Source organism: Bacteroides sp. Ga6A2 (genome assembly GCF_000702225.1).
Taxonomy (GTDB): domain Bacteria; phylum Bacteroidota; class Bacteroidia; order Bacteroidales; family Bacteroidaceae; genus Ga6A1.
In genome coordinates, this window is the sequence record NZ_JNKX01000020.1 from 50,643 (window position 1) to 67,772 (window position 17,130).

The following is a 17,130-nucleotide window of genomic DNA, read 5'->3' on the forward strand; positions in this document are numbered from 1 at the left end:
CCCCACCCGAAATGGCTTCTTAAAAATTTTATCCTTAAATTTGCAGACAAAAAACATCAGTAATGGAATATATGTCACAAGAAGGCTACGACAAACTTGTAGCCGAACTATACCAATTAGAACACGTTGAATACCCAAAGGTAAAGGAAGCACTCGTTGAGGCTCGCGAGAAGGGAGACCTTAGCGAGAATTTCGAGTATCATGCCGCAAAGCGAGAGCAGGCAAAGCTGATAAGCCGTATCCGCTTTAAGCAGAGAGTGCTTGAACATGCCAGAGTCTTAGACTCGCAGAAACTGAATTCCGACACCGTAGGACTGCTTAACACCGTAGATATCACCAATCTCGGAAACAACGGCAAGATTAGTTACACCATCGTAAGCCCTCACGAGGCAAATATTCAGGAAAAGAAGATTTCGATAAAATCGCCTATCGCCCAGGCTCTCTTAGGAAAGAAAGTGGGCGACGTGGTAGAGGTTAAAGTCCCTGCCGGAACAATGCAACTGCGAATAGACGACATAAAGTTGTAACAGCACAATGAATGTAGCACTATGATTTGGAAGAAAGACGGATTTCAGGGCGAACGCAGCGTTATTCTGCCGCCGGCACTCGTCGGGATGGAAGAAGACGACGAACTGTGCCAGAGTCTGTTCATCACCGACATAGGCTACTACCCTCGCGCAGAGCACCATCACCGCGCAAGGCAGCAGGGAGCCGACCAATACGTGCTTATCTATTGCGTTGACGGCAACGGATTCTTTGCGGTAGACGGCAAGCGTCACGAGGTGGAGAAGAACCAGTTCTTCGTGCTGCCCATAGGCAAGCCACACGAGTATGGGGCTGCCGAGAATGCCGACGGCTACTGGACTATCTACTGGCTGCACTTTCGCGGAACGTGCGCCCACATCTTTGCCGAAGGGGCAGCCACGCCGCAGTCGGTAGACGTTACGATGAACTCGCGCATAGGCGACCGCATAAACATCTTCGAGGAGATAATGTCTACCCTGCACCTTGCCAACGGAATAGACGACCTCCGCTATGCCAGCAGTCTGCTACACTATTTTCTGGCATCTATGCGGTATCTGTCGCAGTTCCGACGGAAATCTGCCCCTGCCACCGGCTCAAAAGAGGGCTTCGACATCGTAGAACTTGCCATTCACTTTATGAGCGAGAATATCGAGAATCGCATCAGCATAAACGATGTACTGCGCTATGTGGGCTATTCGCAAAGCCATTTTTCAAGAGAATTCAAGAAGAAGACAGGGCTGAGTCCGCTGGCTTTCATCAACAAGATGAAGGTTGAGCGGGCATGCCATCTGCTTATTTCTACCACTATGAAAATCAACATGATATGCTACAAGGTGGGCATCGACGACCCGCTCTACTTCTCGCGACTGTTCTCGAAAATCGCAGGCATGTCGCCGCTGGAATACAGAAAGAAGAACAGCATCATAAAATAGCACTCTTACATAATTCAGCCTAAAACTTGCAATGATAAAATAGTCCATATTCTTTGACTGAAAAGTACATATTTTTATTTGTGCAGATAATTTATATTTGCAACAATATTATAACCTTTAATTACCGTGTTAACATGAATAAAGATAGTAATACTTTTCTGTATTTTGTCTGTATGGTGTCGGCTATGGGCGGACTGCTCTTTGGCTACGACTGGGTGGTGATTGGCGGTGCAAAGCCTTTCTACGAGTTGTATTTTGGCATAGCCGAATCGCCTGTTATGCAAGGCGTTGCCATGACAACGGCGTTGATTGGATGCCTTGCCGGAGCAATGGTTGCCGGTGCTCTTGCCGACCGCTACGGCAGAAAGCCTCTGCTCACCACATCGGCGGTGCTGTTTACCGTGTCGGCAATAGGAACAGGACTGTTCAACGACTTCACGCTGTTTAACATTGCGCGCTTCATCGGCGGCGTGGGAATTGGCGTGGCATCGGCATTGTCGCCTGTCTACATAGCCGAGGTCAGCCCGGCACCGATTCGCGGCAGAATGGTGTCGCTAAACCAGATGACCATCGTGCTCGGAATCCTTGGCGCACAGGTGGTTAATATGCTTCTGGCAAGAGATACATCTGTTGCTGAAAATCAGACTTGGAACATTGAATGGGGCTGGCGATGGATGTTCTGGGCAGAAACCGTTCCGGCGGCTCTGTTCCTCGCCATGAGTCTGTTTATTACCGAGAGTCCGGTGTTTCTGAGGATGAAGACCGAGAAGTCGGAAACGCACGAGAAAGAGGCTGGGCTGAGCGAGGTATTCCAGCGCAAATACTGGAAGGTTCTGCTGCTCGGACTTGTCATAGCCGTGTTTCAGCAATGGTGCGGCACGAACGTTATCTTCAACTACGCTCAGGAGATTTTTGCCGGGGCTGGCTTTGATGTCGACGGAATGTTCATCAACATAGTCATAACGGGCATTGCCAACGTGGTGTTTACCGTGGTGGCTCTCTACACCATCGAGAAGTGGGGACGTCGCACGCTCATTCTTATCGGCGCAAGCGGATTGGGACTCATCTACCTCACGCTCGGAACGTGCTACTTCTTCGAGGTAAAGGGCTTTATGATGGTGGCGCTGGTGGTGATGGCAATATCGGTATATGCCATGACGCTCGGACCTGTTACATGGACGCTTCTGGCTGAGATATTCCCTAACCGCATACGCGGCGTGGCTATGGCTACATGCACCTTCGCGCTCTGGGTGGGCTGCTGCACGCTCACCTTCTCGTTCCCGTCGATGAACGCGGCACTTGGCAGCAGCGGCACATTCTGGATTTACAGCGGCATCTGTCTCTGCGCCTTCATCTTCCTTCTGAGGAGATGTCCCGAGACAAAGGGTCAGAGTCTGGAAGAACTCGAAAACAAATTGATAAACAAATAATTAAGATACTATCATGGTAAAAGTCTGGAGAGATATCATAACAATTCCTACATACGAGGTTGGAAAGCCCGAGAAGAATCCTATGTTCTTGGAAAAACGAGTCTATCAGGGTTCGAGCGGAGTGGTATATCCCTACCCCGTCATCGAGTCGATAAGCGACGAGAAGACCGACAAGGACTATCTGGCTATCTGGCTCGAAAATGAATACATTAAGGTGATGGTTCTGCCCGAGCTTGGCGGTCGCGTGCAGATGGCATACGACAAGATTAAGAAGCGTCACTTCATCTACTACAACCACGTTGTAAAGCCGGCTCTCGTGGGCTTGGCTGGTCCGTGGATTAGCGGCGGCATTGAGTTCAACTGGCCTCAGCATCACCGCCCTACCACCTTCATGCCCGTAGATACTTGCATAGAAGATGGCGACGACGGCAGCGTTACGGTTTGGGTTAGCGAGATGGAAAAGATGTTCCATCAGAAGGGAATGGCTGGCTTTACGCTGCGTCCGGGATGCGCCTATCTGGAGATAAAGGGAAGACTATACAACCGCACCGACGTGCCTCAGACTTTCCTTTGGTGGGCAAACCCTGCCGTAGAGGTGAACGATGCCTACCAGAGCGTATTTCCGCCTGACATAAACGCGGTTTTCGACCACGGAAAGCGTGCTGTAAGCAGTTTCCCAATCGCCACCGGAACGTACTACAAGATGGACTATTCGGCCGGTGTTGACATTTCGAACTACAAGAATATCTATGTGCCAACATCGTACATGGGCGTAAACTCGCGCTTCAACTTCGAAGGCGGATACGAGAATGACACGCAGGCTGGAATGTTGCACGTTGCGTCGCATCACTTCTCGCCGGGAAAGAAGCAATGGACATGGGGTAACGGCGATTTCGGTCGCGCATGGGACAGAAATCTGACGGATGAGATAATTGACAATTCACAATGGACAATGGACAATGGGCAGTTGGCAATTCACAATTCACAACTGACAGTTAACAATGAGGCGGCCTCGGACAGCGAGGGCGATGAATTCAGTTTTTCTGCCATAAAAGAGCAGCTCAGACCGGGATTCCGTCCTTACATCGAACTGATGGCTGGCGTCTATACCGAGAATCAGCCTGACTTTGCATGGCTCATGCCTTACGAGGAGAAGACGTTCACGCAGTACTTTATGCCGTATCGCGAGCTTGGCGTTGTAAAAGAGGCTTCAAAAGACCTCATTTTCAACATAAACGAGACTAATGGCGGAAAGGTTGAGTTCAAACTATTTGCAACGAACAAGCAGAATGTCAGTCTGATTCTGCGCAACGACAACGGCGAGGTTTACTACGCAAAAGATGTCACTCTGTCGCCCGAGAATGTGCTTGTCGAGACCGTCGATGTTAAGGGCGCGAAGTTCGGCGAGATAACATTCGAGGCTGTAAAGACATTCGTCTATGGCAAGCGCACGGTTCTCAGCTGGCATGCCGAAGACGATGAGATTCGTCCTATCCCAGACAGCGCAGAGGCAGCCCTTCTGCCCGAACAGATTAAGACTAACGAGCAGCTCTACCTCACCGGTCTGCACTTGGAGCAGTACCGCCACGCCACTTGGCAGGCAACAGACTACTACGAGGAGGCTCTACGCCGCGACCCTAACGACATCCGTTGTCTTAACGCGCTCGGTCTGTGGTACATACGCAAGGGGCGTTTTGCCAAAGCCGAGGATTATCTGCGCAAGGCTGTCAGACTGTCGCAGAAGCGCAACCCTAACCCTTACGACGGCGAGCCTATTTACAATCTCGCTCTCGCGCTGAAATATCAGGGCAAAACAGCAGAGGCTTACGAACTGTTCTGGAAAGCCACTTGGAACAAGGCTTGGGCTGATGCCGGATATTTCGAGGCGGCAAAGATAAGCACAATGCAAGGCAGATTCGAGGACGCTCTCGACGAGGTGGACCGCTGTCTGAACAACAACTGGCACAACCACAAGGCACGCGCGCTGAAGGCTGCCATCCTCCGCAAATTCGGAAAGCATTCCGAAGCCATCAGTCTCATAGGCGAATCGCTTGAATACGATCAGTTTAACTACGGATGCCGCTACGAGAAATATCTGTTAGAGAAAGACGATAAGGTTCTGGCAGAGATGAAGCAGATGATGCGCCGCTCGGCTCAGAACTACGACGAAATAGCACTCGACTACTGCGCCGCCGGTCTGACAGACGAGGCTCGCGACATCTGGCACATCGCCATCGGCGAGGATGCCGTTTCGCCAATGACATGGTACTATCTGTTTGCCTTCTGCGGCGAGGCTGATGCGCTAATGAAAGCCGAACAAGCCGACAGCGCATACTGTTTCCCAAACCGCGCCGAAGATGTCATCGCCCTCAACGCAGCCAAGAACAGTCAGCCGTTATCATCTGAAAAAAAACAATTGTCAACTGTCAATTGTCAATTATCAAAAGCACCTTACTACCTCGGCTGTCTCTACTACGCCGCGCGTCAGTACGACCTTGCCATCGAGAACTGGGAACAGTCGGCAAAAGCAAATCCCGACTTTCCAACCGTGTGGCGCAACCTCGCCCTTGCGCGCTTCAACAAGCAGAACCGACAGCAAGAGGCGTTGGAATACATGGAGCGCGCCTTCCGTCTCAACGAGGACGACGAGCGCATTCTGATGGAGCTCGACCAGCTCTACAAGCGTCTGCAGAAACCGCATGACGAGCGTCTCGCCTTCCTTCAGAAATATCCGCAGCTTATACAGCGACGCGACGACCTCGTTCTGGAAGAGATAACCTTGCTGAATCAGCTTGGACGATACGAAGAGGCAATGCAGAAACTCGACAGCCACATCTTCCACCCTTGGGAGGGAGGCGAAGGCAAGGTTAGCAGTCAATACCAGATTTGCCGTCTGGAACTGGCTAAGAAGATGCTCACGGGCGGTTCGGAAAAGGCGGAAGCGAAGCGTCTGCTCGAAGAATGTCTGGTATTCCCAAGTCACTTGGGCGAAGGCAAGCTGTACGGCGCGCAGGACAACGACTTCCTCTACTTCCTTGAGCGTTACGACGAAGGTACAGCCGGACCAACAGAGCCTGCCGCAGCCATGTACTACAACGATGCCAAGCCCGACAAGATTTTCTATGCCGCCCTTTGCTATCGCAAGTTAGGCAAGGAGGACAAGGCGCGCGGTCTGTTCTTCAAACTCGTGAACTACGGCAAACAGCATCTGTTCGACCATGTAACGATGGACTATTTTGCCGTATCGCTGCCCGACCTTCTCATCTGGGACGACTCGCTCGACACGAAGAACCGCATCCACTGCCTCTACATGCTCGCCCTCGGCTACTTCGGCTTGGGCGACAGAGAGCACGGAGAGCGTTATCTGCGCGAGGTGGAGGGGCTCGACATCAACCATCAGGGTGTTCAGGCTTTGCGCACGCTGCTAAAAAGCGGACTGATATAAACGAATTTATTCTCAAAGATGAAAGGTTAAATATAACGTAAAACGAATTATATTTCAACTCGACTTTCTTTTTGTTAACGGTCGTCGCATCTCCCTTGCGACGGCCGTTTTTCTTAATCGCAGACAAACATCCCGAAATCAGGAGAACAAAAACAAGGGCGGAAAACCGAAAGAGTTTGATTCTTCTCTTTTTCCGCTCGGATTGCTTATACCTGTTTGCCAAATTTCCGCGCTCGACATGTAGTTGCTTGCTACCAAAGGGACGCAAGAATTTGGCAGAATGGAATAGTAGATTCCTTTACATCCTAAAGAGATGAGATGTGGAAAAAGCATACTTATAATTTCACATTGTTTTCCATATATGAAATAATCTCGTCCAGTCTGTCATAATACTTAGCAACATTAAGTTCATGATGATGAAGCAACCATTCTGCACGTTCAAGTACTTTTTTCTTAAGTGTGGGATAGTTATCTCTGTCAACCAAATAGCCTAAAGTAAGATACACAAAAATCCAGTCTACTCCAGATTCTGGTAATTCTTTATCTTCCTTTACTATCGGAGCTACAATTCCATTATAAAAATTATTCAGGTTTGAATATTTTACATATATCTCAGCCGTATTCTTTTTTATTATAGAACACAGCAACTGAATTTTTTTATCGTAATCAGAAAAATCATATTTAAAAGAAATCTCCTGTTCCTCTTCAGAAAAACTATACTGCATTATTTGCGGGTCTAATCTTTGCATCTTAAGTGGCAGAAAACTATATTTCTCGAACCACTTAGCAAGAACATCAAAATGCCGTCCATATATTGGGCGAATTACACATGCTTCATCCTCATAATCCCTCCAATGGTCTAAAATAACAGAAAAAGCATCATTGCCATTATGAAAGAACAGAGTGCTTTCTGATTTTATGAATTTATAATCAGAAAAGAAATCATCTAATAAAATATCTGAAACGATTGTCTTAAATAATTCTTTCTTCATTGCGAATTATCATATAATGAATATATTTTTACCTCGTTCTGCCGAATTTCCGCGCTCGACCTATGGTCGCTCTTGCTACCGAAGGGAGCAAGAATTTGGCAGCATAAAATTTGTTGCAATCCTTTTTTGTAAACAATCGGCAAAAATAACAACTTTTTTACTCTTGCGCAATAGAAAAATTGAATTGTAATTATCCGTTTTTACTAATAAGATGCTACCAGCGCCACCTCCAGCTCTTGAATAAACAACATTGGTGCTGTTGAGCATCTGTACAGCTTCCTCTATTTGTAATGCTTTCATATTTTGACAAGAATACAACTTTTTACTTATCCAGCAGACTCATTAGAGTTCTGAACTTCTCACTATAAACATACCTCCATGTATCGTACGAATACGCAGCTATAACATTCAGACTCTGTGTCTTGCTCTTAGGTACATATATAGAAAATCCCGTAGGATAATAATCGGCAATTTTCCAGTTTTCGTCTCTTTCAATCTTCGACAATATCACAGGCGTATTTTTTTCGATAAACAAATCAGAAATAATACTTCTTACCGTAGCAACAGAATCCTTATCCGTGATAACAAAAAACTTTTTTCTGTGTGTTCTGATTTCAATTTTATCAGAACACACAGAAACTATTGTATATGCACCAAGAAAATCATCATAATTGCGTCCGGGAATATGCTTAATCCTTATCTCCAAATCGCTTGTCATCAGATTACAGTCTTGAGAATAAGCAATCTGTGCCAGCAAGCACATCAGTAGTATGAACATCGTTCTCATAGTCTTATCCTAAATTTTGCAATATACCGCCGTAAAATTAAGAAAAAGTTTTCAAAACGCAATATTTCTGTTCTTTATTTACGAAGCGTACCGATTTTCGCCGCCGATAAACGCAATTTTGATGCGGTCGTCCATATTTCGTCACTCCCCTCTCATATACACTTCATATATCCATCATATACCTTGCATATAGCTTCCCTATACCTTGGATGTTCCTTAGGCGTACTTTGGACGTTCCTACGACGTACCTTGAATCTATCTTCCTTCTTCCTTCCTTCTTCCTACCTTCTTCCTACCCACCACTTTGTATTTACCAAAAGAATATTTCATATCATAATTGTCCTTTACGAGGCTTTAGCTTTGAAAAATCTGACGGAAGACGTACTCTTTTAGAAGTTTTTCTGCTATTTTGCAGACCGAAACACAAAATTAAGATTATACAAACCAAAGACTTAATAAACATGAAAAAAATCATCGCATGCCTTCTGGCTATCATCGGACTGACAACAGTCTGCGCACAAGGCAATTACGAGACCGACGAGTTCAAGACAAAAAGCGGCAAGACCGTTAAGATGCACGCGCTTATGCACGCCAGCATACGCATTGAGTACGACGGCAAGGAGATAGAGATTGACCCGTGCTCTAAACTTGGCAACAAAACGGTTGACTATACCGCAATGCCAAAGGCCGACTACATTCTGGTTACCCACGAGCACGGCGACCACTACGATGCGCCTACGCTCAAACTGCTCTCAGCCGAAAAGACGCAACTAATTATGAACCAGAGGTGTATTGAGAAGTATGGTTCGGGCAAGGCAATGAAAAACGGCGACAAGATGAAGCTTTCTAACGACATAACCATCGAAGCCGTGCCAGCCTACAACACAACCGAGGGGCATCTGCAATACCATCCAAAGGGGCGCGACAACGGCTATATTCTGACAATCGACGGCTTGCGCATATACATTGCAGGCGACACGGAGGATATTGAGGAGTTGAAGAAAATAAAGAATATCGACATCGCCTTTCTGCCATGCAACCAGCCTTACACCATGACGCCCGAGCAACTTGCGCGTGCCGCAAAGACAATAAAGCCAAAGGTGCTGTTTCCGTACCACTACGGGCAGACCGACGTGAGCGTAATTCCGTCGCTACTTAAAGGCGAGAAAATTGATGTTAGAATAAGGCACTACGAATAAGCCTTGCATGAGTGTGGCGAAAAGAGCGTTTCGGACTTCTTTTCGCCACATTCTTTCTATTCGGCCGTGCCGAGGCTCTTGCCGTCGGAAAAAGCCTTGCCGACGGTCTTGCCGAGCGCAATGTATGTATGGTTTATTGGATTGTAGGTGATGAGGTTCATCTTCTTTACATCGGGCTTGCCGTCAGCCGACAGATACTTCTCATCGCACAGAATGTTTACGATTTCGGCAACCAAGTAATAACCAGTCTCACTCTCGTCTATCTTCTGCTTTACCCTACATTCGAGCGTCATCGGGAACTCTTTGAATACAGGCGCATTAACATTGGCGGCTTTCTCAGCCGTCCAGCCAGTCTTCTTGATTTTGTCGGGCATATTACGTCCGCTCACAATGCCAACAAAGTCGGCTGCAACCATTGTCTCGACGGTTGCAAAGGCAACGGTAAACTCGGGACAAGCGGCAAGATTATCGGTAGTGGCATGTGAACCGAGCGAAATCATTATCTCGTGCGCATCCCACTGGCCGCCCCAAGCGGCGTTCATGGCATTGGGCTTGCCGTTTTTGTCGTATGTGCCGATAACCAGCACTGGCTGAGGAAGAATCCACGGATTCGGTTTGAAACTTTTCATATTTTACTTGTTTTTAAGTATGGTTTTCAATTAAGCAAAAATACAAAAAAGGTTGTAGAGGTACAACCTTTTCTGCGAGAAAACTACAACTTATTAACCACACCCGAAAAGAGGCGGCTGCCGCTGCTGGTCTCTACAATCTCGAAGACGAAGTTGCGGTTTACGTTCATCTCTATCGGCTCTGACTCTTCGTCGGGACAACAGCTCGTAGCGAAAGCACAATATGTTGTAACGGCTGACTCTGCGCCGTATTCATCGACCTTTATCTTGCCTTGCTGAATAACATCGGCAAAAGAAACGCCGGGAATAAGATTAGGAATGCCGTCGGTGGCTGAGAATAATTCGTCCATACCCATCTGTCTGAGGACATCAGTGAGGTTTGTGCGCTTCTCAATCTCAAAGCGAGGCAGATTGAGATGAACTTCTGCATCTTCGTACTTGGAATACACGTCTTCATCGGCAAGAAGAGACAGAACTTCGTCGATGCCGTGCCCCTTCTTTGGCAGATGAATCCACATTGAGTAGCGTTTTGTAAGCATATACGCCCAATAGTCCAAGCAAACGGACTGGAAGACATCGTTCTCGTGATAGCGCATAACATCGGTAACGCTCATCATATCGACCTCAGAAACGCCGTCGTTATGATAGAAACTGCTGCGCCGAGTCTGCTCCTCGTCGAAATAGTTTACCCAACAAGCCTTAAAATAGAAGACATCGAGCAGGAGGGCACGAACAGCCTCGTTCACATCTATCCGAAGGTTCGCAATCATGCCGTGCGATGCCTTCTCTACTTCTCTCGAAATCTCGGCAGACAGCGACGGAACAGAGAAATCTACACTACGGTAGTGAACATCGAAAAAATCCTTGGTGTCGGCGATGGTGTGCTTATTTACGGCTAACTCCTTCTGATACAGCATCATTGTAGACAGGTCGATGGTTGGGACGAGATACTCTTCCAAATCCTTTCTGTCTACATTCGGAATGAGGAAGCGCTCGTCGGCAAACATTCTGTTTAGTTCGCGGCAATCAATGTCGTCGCAGCATATTGCCTGCTGAATCTTGTTGCGAACGCTGCCGCCAGCCCAGTTGCTGAGCAGAACGAGCAATGCCTGCAATCGGCAAGGCGAAACAAAGATGTTGTCCTTTTCTCCGCCATTGTTTGCGGCAATGACAGAGAGAAGTTTGTAGTTGAAGGCAGAGGCAACCTCGGCATAAGACTTCTGCGGCAGATTGCGACCGCCTTCTTGGCTTTCCATATAAAAGAATTTCTTTGCATCCATAATTCTATTGATTTTAAAGGGTTTACTTCAATTTATGATGCAAAGAAATCCGTTAGTTGTCCCGAATCGTGGTACAAGCCAAAGTTTTTTTATCTCTCGGGCAGAGATTTTTCTATTTTTGCCAGAGCAGACTCGTATTTCTCGACCAAATCGAGGTGACTGCCAGCCTTTGCACGCGCCAGATTATGGCGGAGGTCGTTCAGCTTTACATTTATGGCTGCGGTGTTGCCCGAGTCTATTATGCGCTGAATGTACTCGTCGTAGGAAAGAGAACAGTCGTGGGTACACAAATCTACCGCCTCAAGAATTTCTTCCGGGATATTCTCGAAATGCAATTCGTTAAGAGACATGTCGCCGTCCTCAATCACATCGTGCAGAAATCCTACGCATTTTTCGGTATCAGTAATGCCCATCATTCCAACCGTCAGAGAATGAAGGATTGCGGCGTTTCCGTCGAGGTCGCGCTTTCCGTCGAGAGCCTTCGACGCAATTCTGATACATTGTTCAATTGTGTCCTGAGTTACCGGACCGTTGTTGTCGGACGTATCGATATACAAACCGATAGTCAGCGGAATTTCGAACTTAAATTTCATAAACCTGAGAAAATTAGTTTTGATTAAACATTCTTGCTGAAATCCTTCTGCCAAAGCCGAGAGACACCGGCTGACAGGGATATTCGGGATGCAAAGAAAGCAAACGGCTGTCCCGAATCGTGGTACAAGCCTGCACTATTTTTCAAGTTTTATGTCGAATCCGTAACTTTTAAGCGATTCAGCCATCATCTGGCATAGTTTATCGGCAAGCCAAAGCGGTTCGAGCACCTTTACTTGGTTTGAAAGGCTCAGCAGATGCCCGCAGAAGTCGTAGGTTGGGCGCAGATACAGTTCGAAGTCAATCCAGTCGTCGCCCTGCCCCACCACCTTCTGACTGTGATGCAGGGGCAAGTCGCTCAGATAATACCGCTGATTGCCATAGACGCGTAGCCTCACGCGCTCTGCCGGAGTGCCGTCGCCTGCAACAACGCCGAAGCACTCGCCAAAATATTCCTTGGCATCGAAGTCGGGGCGCACCTCGAACTTAATGTCGGTAAGCCTCATCTCCTGAATACGGTCGAACGAATAGACGGCAAAATAGTCGCGCTCGTCCTTGCCCGGAGCGGCATCGCGATGAAAATGAGCCAGAACATACCATCGCTGGTCGAAGAGTTTCAGGCAATAAGGCTCAAAATCCACGTCCGACACGGCATCGCTGCCATAACGGCGGTATTTCACCGCCACGCGTACCTTCTTCTTCATGGCATCGATAACCTTTTGCAGATAGTCGTCGCAAGGAATCTGCTGCAACAAGATGCGCTCGTGCAGCGACTTGCTTTCGGCAATAATCCCGTTTACCGAGAGCGTTGAGATTACCCAGTTCTGAACCGTATCCTCGTGCAGAACGCGCTCGTTGCCAATAAAATACTTGTATCCTCCCTTGCGGTCGCAGTCTATGTATATGCCGAATATATCTTCGATGGCATCCTTGTGGCGGTTAAAGGTTGAACGGGCAAGTTCTACGCCCTCGCTCAGTTCGGTTTCGAGCCATTTTTTCTGAATCTCGGCAAACGATATTCTGCCAGCCCGCTTAATAGTGTTTACGAGCCAGATGTATTCTCTGAAAAGCGACGGTACTGTCATAGTTTCTTCTTGATATTGAGGTTATGTTATTTTGCAAAGTTAAACATTTTTTACAGAATTCTTTTGGACGAAAAATATTTATGGCATATATTTTACACCCTATTTAACTTCGAAATCGCATTGAAGCAGATACCAGTCTTGCACCTTGCTCCACCACCTGAACTTTTCTCTTTCGCAAGCAAGAGGTACAGAATTTCTCATTTTCTCGGTTGTAGAATACCACACATTAAAACGGAACTTGCCAGACTTTAGCTGCAACGTTCTGAAACTGCTTACCCATGCAGACTTAACAGAATCGGGATACAGCGGAGGAGCAGGCGCCCAACTTGTGCAAATCTGCCCCATGTAATTTCCAACATACTTCCCATTCACATTATACGACAGTGTGCCCCAGAAATAGCCCGGAAGCCACTCGCCATACAACGTGTCGCGACTTTCGTTCTTAATACAAAAACATGGTGCTCCGTTTTCGCCTTTCATGTTGGGCAAGTAGTTTATTTTCACCTGCGGAGAAGCCTTGTAGCGTCTTTCTATTCTAAAAGTGCACGAATTAACGGAGTCGTGACATTTCCTATCCGAATGATTTTTTGTATCACGACTAAAATTTAAATCCGCCACAACATCTAATTCCTTGCCCGTAAGTTTGAACTGTCTCTCCAACGAGTCACAACCATATCTGTCACTATTAAAAGATGCCGCTAAACGATATTCTCCAAGTTGTTCCAGACGGTAGTTTTTCTCAACGCGCCTTGCGGTATCGTTAAGCAGAACGCAACTCATGCCGTCGGGCGAGACAAGGCTCAACCTTGCGCGTACATCCGTCAATTTTTCATCCAACGAATATTTTATCAGCATGTTGCATTGTGCCATCACGCAAACGACGTTTGCCATCAAAAAGAAGACAATAAAAAATCCGCTTTTCCGCATATTTTTCAAATTAAAGTTCAGAAGATTCTTCAATGTCAGCCTCATCGTACGAGTCAGCAGCCCTGCGAAGCATGTCTCGCATATATGCCACTACGTTGCGAGGATAGATAATACGCACTCCCGGACCGTAACTCATAAAAACTGAATACATCTCGAAGTTGATGACCACCTCTATCTGGAAGATGCAACTGCCGTCGTCGGGATTTTCGCTCTTCAGTTTCTGCGAATGGTGTATGGGTTTGGTTTTGATGTATTTGCTCTGCTCGGCTGATGCCCAGAACTTTATTCGTCGCGGCGTACTTTTTATATTCTTGCTCACGCCTATAACATCGTCGAAGAAATGCTCCGAGTTGAATTCGGGATTCTCTCGGAATGGAACATCCGAAGGCTCAATGCTCACGATACGGTCTAACGGAAGGTTGAAAATCTGCATGTCCGACGAGCGGCCGCCAAACAGAAACCAGCGGTTGCGAAATTCTTTCAGAAGATAAGGAAACAGAACATATTCGGTTGGAGACGAGGCGTTGAACGACTGATACAACAGCCTTACCGTCTGCCGGCGCACGATGTAACCATAGAGCGGATTGAGCAGTTTGAGTCCTTTTAGGTCGGGCACGCTGTCGAAGTGGACTATCGGCTTGCGCTGGTTCTTGCTTATGGCGAGTTTGTCTTGCAGACGGCGGACGACATCGGTCATCTCGGCAAACTGCTCAAAATCTTCGAGTTGGCGGAGCATGTCTATCGCCTCTTGCAAAACCTCGTAGTCGTTTTGCGACATTGGCATGTTGGTTATCGAATAGTCGGGGTCGGAATAGCGATAGAATTTGTGGTCGTACACCTCGATGGGCGCATTGTAGCCCAGCTTGTCCGAACGCATAATCTGAATATCACCCTGCACGGTACGGACCGACACGCCCTTGCTTATGCCCTCCATGTCGTAAATGGCATCGCAGCAAGCCTCTACAAGGTCATCGAGCGTCCAACGGCGATATCTGTTGCGCAGGCAGTTGTCTATCGTCTTATAACGGATAAGCGCGTTTTTGTTTGCTGGCATTTTATTTACATTTTTCAAATAATTAAACCGATACAAAAATACACATTTTTCTGCGCAATTGGTTTGCGGACATAAAAAAACTCAAAACAAAATTTATATGCCGTATGGCGAAACAAAGGAACCGAAATAAATCTCGGAGATTCTGAATAGCCTTGTCTTGACAATCTCTACAGAGGTGGGAATCCGAGCGAGCTGGAGATTTGCAATCTCCACGGATATATTCGTCAGTTTTATTTTTTGAGCCGATTCTGTCGAAATTTCAAGTTTCAACTTTAAATTTTCGACTTTCAACTTTCAAGTTTCAATTAAATATCGTCCGTATCTTCCCCGAACCTTCCCCGTAGCTACTCCGTTCCTACCCCGTACCTACAACGTACCTACAACGTACCTTGCCCGAACCTTGCGGCTTACTTCCGGCTTACTATCCCCTTGCTACCTCCTTACTATCGGCTTGCTTGAAAAAAACGGAACAATTCACAATTCAGAAAGTTTTTCAAGTTTTAACTTTGTTCATTGTCAATTAAAAAGAATTCTCAACTTTCAAGTTTGTATAGCAGAATTATTCATGCCGAACTCGCGTATAAATAGGTATAGGCCAAGCATTTCTGAAAAAAATCGCATTATTCATAAAAAAATCCTGCTACGCAAAAAGACTGCGCAGTAGTATCTTTATTTTGCAACCACAATTCAGAAACAAAACGAAATTATGGAAATTAAGACTATAAATAATCGAATAGTAAAGATTTGGACGGATAATGTTGAGGCATCGGCAATGCAGCAGATTGAGAACCTCACCACCTTGCCGTTCCTCTTCCACCACCTTGCCATAATGCCCGATGTGCACGCTGGAAAGGGAATGCCAATAGGCGGAGTTCTGGCATGCAAAGACGCCGTTGTTCCCAATGCCGTGGGAGTTGACATCGGCTGCGGAATGTGCGCCGTAAAGACAAACTGGAAGGTGAGTGACATTCCGTCGGACATTCTGAAAAACGAGATAATGAACGGCATCCGCCAACGCATTCCGCTGGGAATGAGCCACCACGAAGAGGCACAAGACGCCAGATATCTGCCGCAAGGCTACGACATCGACAAGATGACGGTTGTAAAGGCCCGACAACACTCGGCATTGCATGAGATTGGCACGCTTGGCAGCGGAAACCACTTCATTGAGCTGCAAAAGGACGAGGAGGACAATCTGTGGATAATGATTCACTCGGGCTCGCGAAATCTGGGCAAACAGGTGGGCGACTACTACAACAACATCGCCGCCAAGCTAAACACCCAATGGCACTCGGCTGTGTCGCCCGACATCAATCTGGCTTTTCTGCCGCGCGACACCAGGGAGTTCGGAATGTACTGGGAAGAAATGAAGTACAGCGTAGACTTCGCCCTCTGCAACCGCCGCCTTATGATGATGCGCATCGAAGAAGTCCTTGCAGACTCGCTTAAAGGCATAGAATTTGAGCCGATGATAAACATCGCGCACAACTATGCCGCCTTCGAGAATCACTTCGGGCACGACGTTTTCGTTCATCGCAAAGGCGCAACACTTGCCCGAAAGGGAGTTACGCGCATAATTCCCGGCTCACAGGGCACGGCATCGTATATTGTCGAGGGACTTGGCAATGCCGAATCGTTCTGCTCATGCTCTCACGGCGCAGGCAGAGTGCTGTCGCGCAAGGCTGCCATACAGTCGCTCAGCATGGCTGAAGAAGTTGCGCGGCTCGAAGCCAAAGGCATCGTTCATGCCATTCATTGTCAGGACGATATGCAAGAGGCATCGGGAGCATACAAGAACATTGAAGAAGTTATTGCTAACGAACTCGACTTGGTAAAAATCAGAACACGACTGCTTCCGGTGGCAGTAATTAAGGGATAAAAATTTTCGATGTTGTCCCATGATTTGAAACAAGACACCTCGAAATTTGCAAACAGATATCTTAATAATGGTCTCGCAGCAGATACACGATAGCAAAACGGTGGTTTTTCAGACACAGATGAGAAGGATCAAATCCCTCCTCCACGAGACCATTTTTGGAACTTTGGCAGACTTGGTGTATGCGCAGGACTGAAAATCCAGAGAACGTGGTTCGAATCCACGAAGTTCCACTAAGAAAGACGGACAAAACAAGTCTTACTACTGATTGGCTCAAAACCTTTACGGGCTTTTTAGATAGATTTCGTACTTTCCGTCTTTCAAAAAACGGCGCGGTAGCTCAGCTGGTAGAGCGATGAATTTTGTGCAGAAATTTTC

15 protein-coding genes and 1 tRNA gene are annotated in these 17,130 nt (G+C 47.1%); 7 read left to right on the forward strand and 9 right to left on the reverse strand.

Going from position 1 to position 17,130, the window contains the following annotated elements; translation table 11 throughout:
- Positions 1 to 62: 62 nt before the first annotated feature.
- The 4 genes from greA to T538_RS0107155 all read left to right on the forward strand — a co-directional run bounded on the left by greA (position 63) and on the right by T538_RS0107155 (position 6,332).
- A complete protein-coding gene (gene greA / locus T538_RS0107140) occupies positions 63 to 527 on the forward strand; it encodes a transcription elongation factor GreA (protein WP_031532902.1) in 465 nt (154 codons plus the stop codon).
- A gap of 21 nt (positions 528 to 548) precedes the next feature.
- Positions 549 to 1,457 carry an AraC family transcriptional regulator gene (locus T538_RS0107145; RefSeq protein WP_031532904.1) on the forward strand — a complete coding sequence of 303 codons (909 nt, stop codon included), beginning with the start codon at positions 549 to 551 and terminating at the stop codon, positions 1,455 to 1,457.
- Positions 1,458 to 1,591: 134 nt separating this feature from the next.
- The gene (locus T538_RS0107150) at positions 1,592 to 2,887 is read left to right on the forward strand and encodes a sugar porter family MFS transporter (RefSeq protein ID WP_031532905.1); all 1,296 of its coding nucleotides are present in this window, start codon (positions 1,592 to 1,594) and stop codon (positions 2,885 to 2,887) included.
- 13 nt (positions 2,888 to 2,900) lie between these two features.
- The gene (locus T538_RS0107155; protein WP_031532907.1) at positions 2,901 to 6,332 is read left to right on the forward strand and encodes a DUF5107 domain-containing protein; all 3,432 of its coding nucleotides are present in this window, start codon (positions 2,901 to 2,903) and stop codon (positions 6,330 to 6,332) included.
- 335 nt (positions 6,333 to 6,667) lie between these two features.
- Here T538_RS0107155 and T538_RS0107160 read toward each other — a convergent pair whose 3' ends face one another.
- The 3 genes from T538_RS0107160 to T538_RS0107170 form a co-directional block, all read right to left on the reverse strand.
- On the reverse strand, positions 6,668 to 7,324 hold the full coding sequence (locus tag T538_RS0107160; RefSeq protein ID WP_031532909.1) for a hypothetical protein: 657 nt from the start codon (positions 7,322 to 7,324) through the stop codon (positions 6,668 to 6,670).
- A gap of 75 nt (positions 7,325 to 7,399) precedes the next feature.
- On the reverse strand, positions 7,400 to 7,624 hold the full coding sequence (locus T538_RS0107165) for a hypothetical protein (protein ID WP_031532910.1): 225 nt from the start codon (positions 7,622 to 7,624) through the stop codon (positions 7,400 to 7,402).
- A 22-nt stretch (positions 7,625 to 7,646) separates the two neighbouring features.
- Complete coding sequence (locus T538_RS0107170; RefSeq protein WP_031532911.1) at positions 7,647 to 8,111, reverse strand: hypothetical protein; 465 nt, start codon at positions 8,109 to 8,111, stop codon at positions 7,647 to 7,649.
- A gap of 461 nt (positions 8,112 to 8,572) precedes the next feature.
- Here T538_RS0107170 and T538_RS0107175 point away from each other — a divergent pair, with 461 nt between their 5' ends.
- The gene (locus T538_RS0107175) at positions 8,573 to 9,310 is read left to right on the forward strand and encodes an MBL fold metallo-hydrolase (protein WP_034538934.1); all 738 of its coding nucleotides are present in this window, start codon (positions 8,573 to 8,575) and stop codon (positions 9,308 to 9,310) included.
- Between the two features lie 56 nt (positions 9,311 to 9,366).
- On the opposite strand, the gene T538_RS0107180 is transcribed toward T538_RS0107175, so the two are convergent.
- The 6 genes from T538_RS0107180 to T538_RS0107205 form a co-directional block, all read right to left on the reverse strand.
- Complete coding sequence (locus T538_RS0107180) at positions 9,367 to 9,939, reverse strand: flavin reductase family protein (protein ID WP_031532913.1); 573 nt, start codon at positions 9,937 to 9,939, stop codon at positions 9,367 to 9,369.
- A gap of 83 nt (positions 9,940 to 10,022) precedes the next feature.
- On the reverse strand, positions 10,023 to 11,195 hold the full coding sequence (locus T538_RS0107185) for a serpin family protein (RefSeq protein ID WP_197025761.1): 1,173 nt from the start codon (positions 11,193 to 11,195) through the stop codon (positions 10,023 to 10,025).
- Positions 11,196 to 11,308: 113 nt separating this feature from the next.
- Complete coding sequence (locus T538_RS0107190) at positions 11,309 to 11,812, reverse strand: hypothetical protein (protein ID WP_051655942.1); 504 nt, start codon at positions 11,810 to 11,812, stop codon at positions 11,309 to 11,311.
- 135 nt (positions 11,813 to 11,947) lie between these two features.
- Positions 11,948 to 12,895: a helix-turn-helix transcriptional regulator gene (locus T538_RS0107195; RefSeq protein ID WP_031532917.1), complete on the reverse strand. Its 948-nt coding sequence runs from the start codon at positions 12,893 to 12,895 to the stop codon at positions 11,948 to 11,950.
- A gap of 99 nt (positions 12,896 to 12,994) precedes the next feature.
- The gene (locus tag T538_RS0107200; RefSeq protein WP_231497079.1) at positions 12,995 to 13,822 is read right to left on the reverse strand and encodes a hypothetical protein; all 828 of its coding nucleotides are present in this window, start codon (positions 13,820 to 13,822) and stop codon (positions 12,995 to 12,997) included.
- Between the two features lie 10 nt (positions 13,823 to 13,832).
- Positions 13,833 to 14,876: a helix-turn-helix transcriptional regulator gene (locus T538_RS0107205; protein WP_031532920.1), complete on the reverse strand. Its 1,044-nt coding sequence runs from the start codon at positions 14,874 to 14,876 to the stop codon at positions 13,833 to 13,835.
- 706 nt (positions 14,877 to 15,582) lie between these two features.
- Between T538_RS0107205 and T538_RS0107210 the strand changes: the two genes are divergently transcribed.
- Both T538_RS0107210 and T538_RS0107215 read left to right on the forward strand, forming a co-directional pair.
- A complete protein-coding gene (locus T538_RS0107210) occupies positions 15,583 to 16,755 on the forward strand; it encodes an RtcB family protein (protein ID WP_031532922.1) in 1,173 nt (390 codons plus the stop codon).
- A 157-nt stretch (positions 16,756 to 16,912) separates the two neighbouring features.
- Positions 16,913 to 16,985 (forward strand) — tRNA-Phe (locus T538_RS0107215).
- Positions 16,986 to 17,130: the final 145 nt, after the last annotated feature.

Bases quoted from the DNA above. Each gene is read 5' to 3' on its own strand.
- T538_RS0107160 (WP_031532909.1), bottom strand. From the start codon at position 7,324: ATGAAGAAAGAATTATTTAAGACAATCGTTTCAGATATTTTATTAGAT.
- T538_RS0107180 (WP_031532913.1), bottom strand. From the start codon at position 9,939: ATGAAAAGTTTCAAACCGAATCCGTGGATTCTTCCTCAGCCAGTGCTG.
- T538_RS0107145 (WP_031532904.1), top strand. From the start codon at position 549: ATGATTTGGAAGAAAGACGGATTTCAGGGCGAACGCAGCGTTATTCTG.
- T538_RS0107170 (WP_031532911.1), bottom strand. From the start codon at position 8,111: ATGAGAACGATGTTCATACTACTGATGTGCTTGCTGGCACAGATTGCT.
- T538_RS0107200 (WP_231497079.1), bottom strand. From the start codon at position 13,822: ATGCGGAAAAGCGGATTTTTTATTGTCTTCTTTTTGATGGCAAACGTC.
- T538_RS0107155 (WP_031532907.1), top strand. From the start codon at position 2,901: ATGGTAAAAGTCTGGAGAGATATCATAACAATTCCTACATACGAGGTT.
- T538_RS0107150 (WP_031532905.1), top strand. From the start codon at position 1,592: ATGAATAAAGATAGTAATACTTTTCTGTATTTTGTCTGTATGGTGTCG.
- T538_RS0107210 (WP_031532922.1), top strand. From the start codon at position 15,583: ATGGAAATTAAGACTATAAATAATCGAATAGTAAAGATTTGGACGGAT.
- T538_RS0107195 (WP_031532917.1), bottom strand. From the start codon at position 12,895: ATGACAGTACCGTCGCTTTTCAGAGAATACATCTGGCTCGTAAACACT.
- T538_RS0107175 (WP_034538934.1), top strand. From the start codon at position 8,573: ATGAAAAAAATCATCGCATGCCTTCTGGCTATCATCGGACTGACAACA.
- T538_RS0107185 (WP_197025761.1), bottom strand. From the start codon at position 11,195: ATGGAAAGCCAAGAAGGCGGTCGCAATCTGCCGCAGAAGTCTTATGCC.
- greA (WP_031532902.1), top strand. From the start codon at position 63: ATGGAATATATGTCACAAGAAGGCTACGACAAACTTGTAGCCGAACTA.
- T538_RS0107205 (WP_031532920.1), bottom strand. From the start codon at position 14,876: ATGCCAGCAAACAAAAACGCGCTTATCCGTTATAAGACGATAGACAAC.
- T538_RS0107165 (WP_031532910.1), bottom strand. From the start codon at position 7,624: ATGAAAGCATTACAAATAGAGGAAGCTGTACAGATGCTCAACAGCACC.
- T538_RS0107190 (WP_051655942.1), bottom strand. From the start codon at position 11,812: ATGAAATTTAAGTTCGAAATTCCGCTGACTATCGGTTTGTATATCGAT.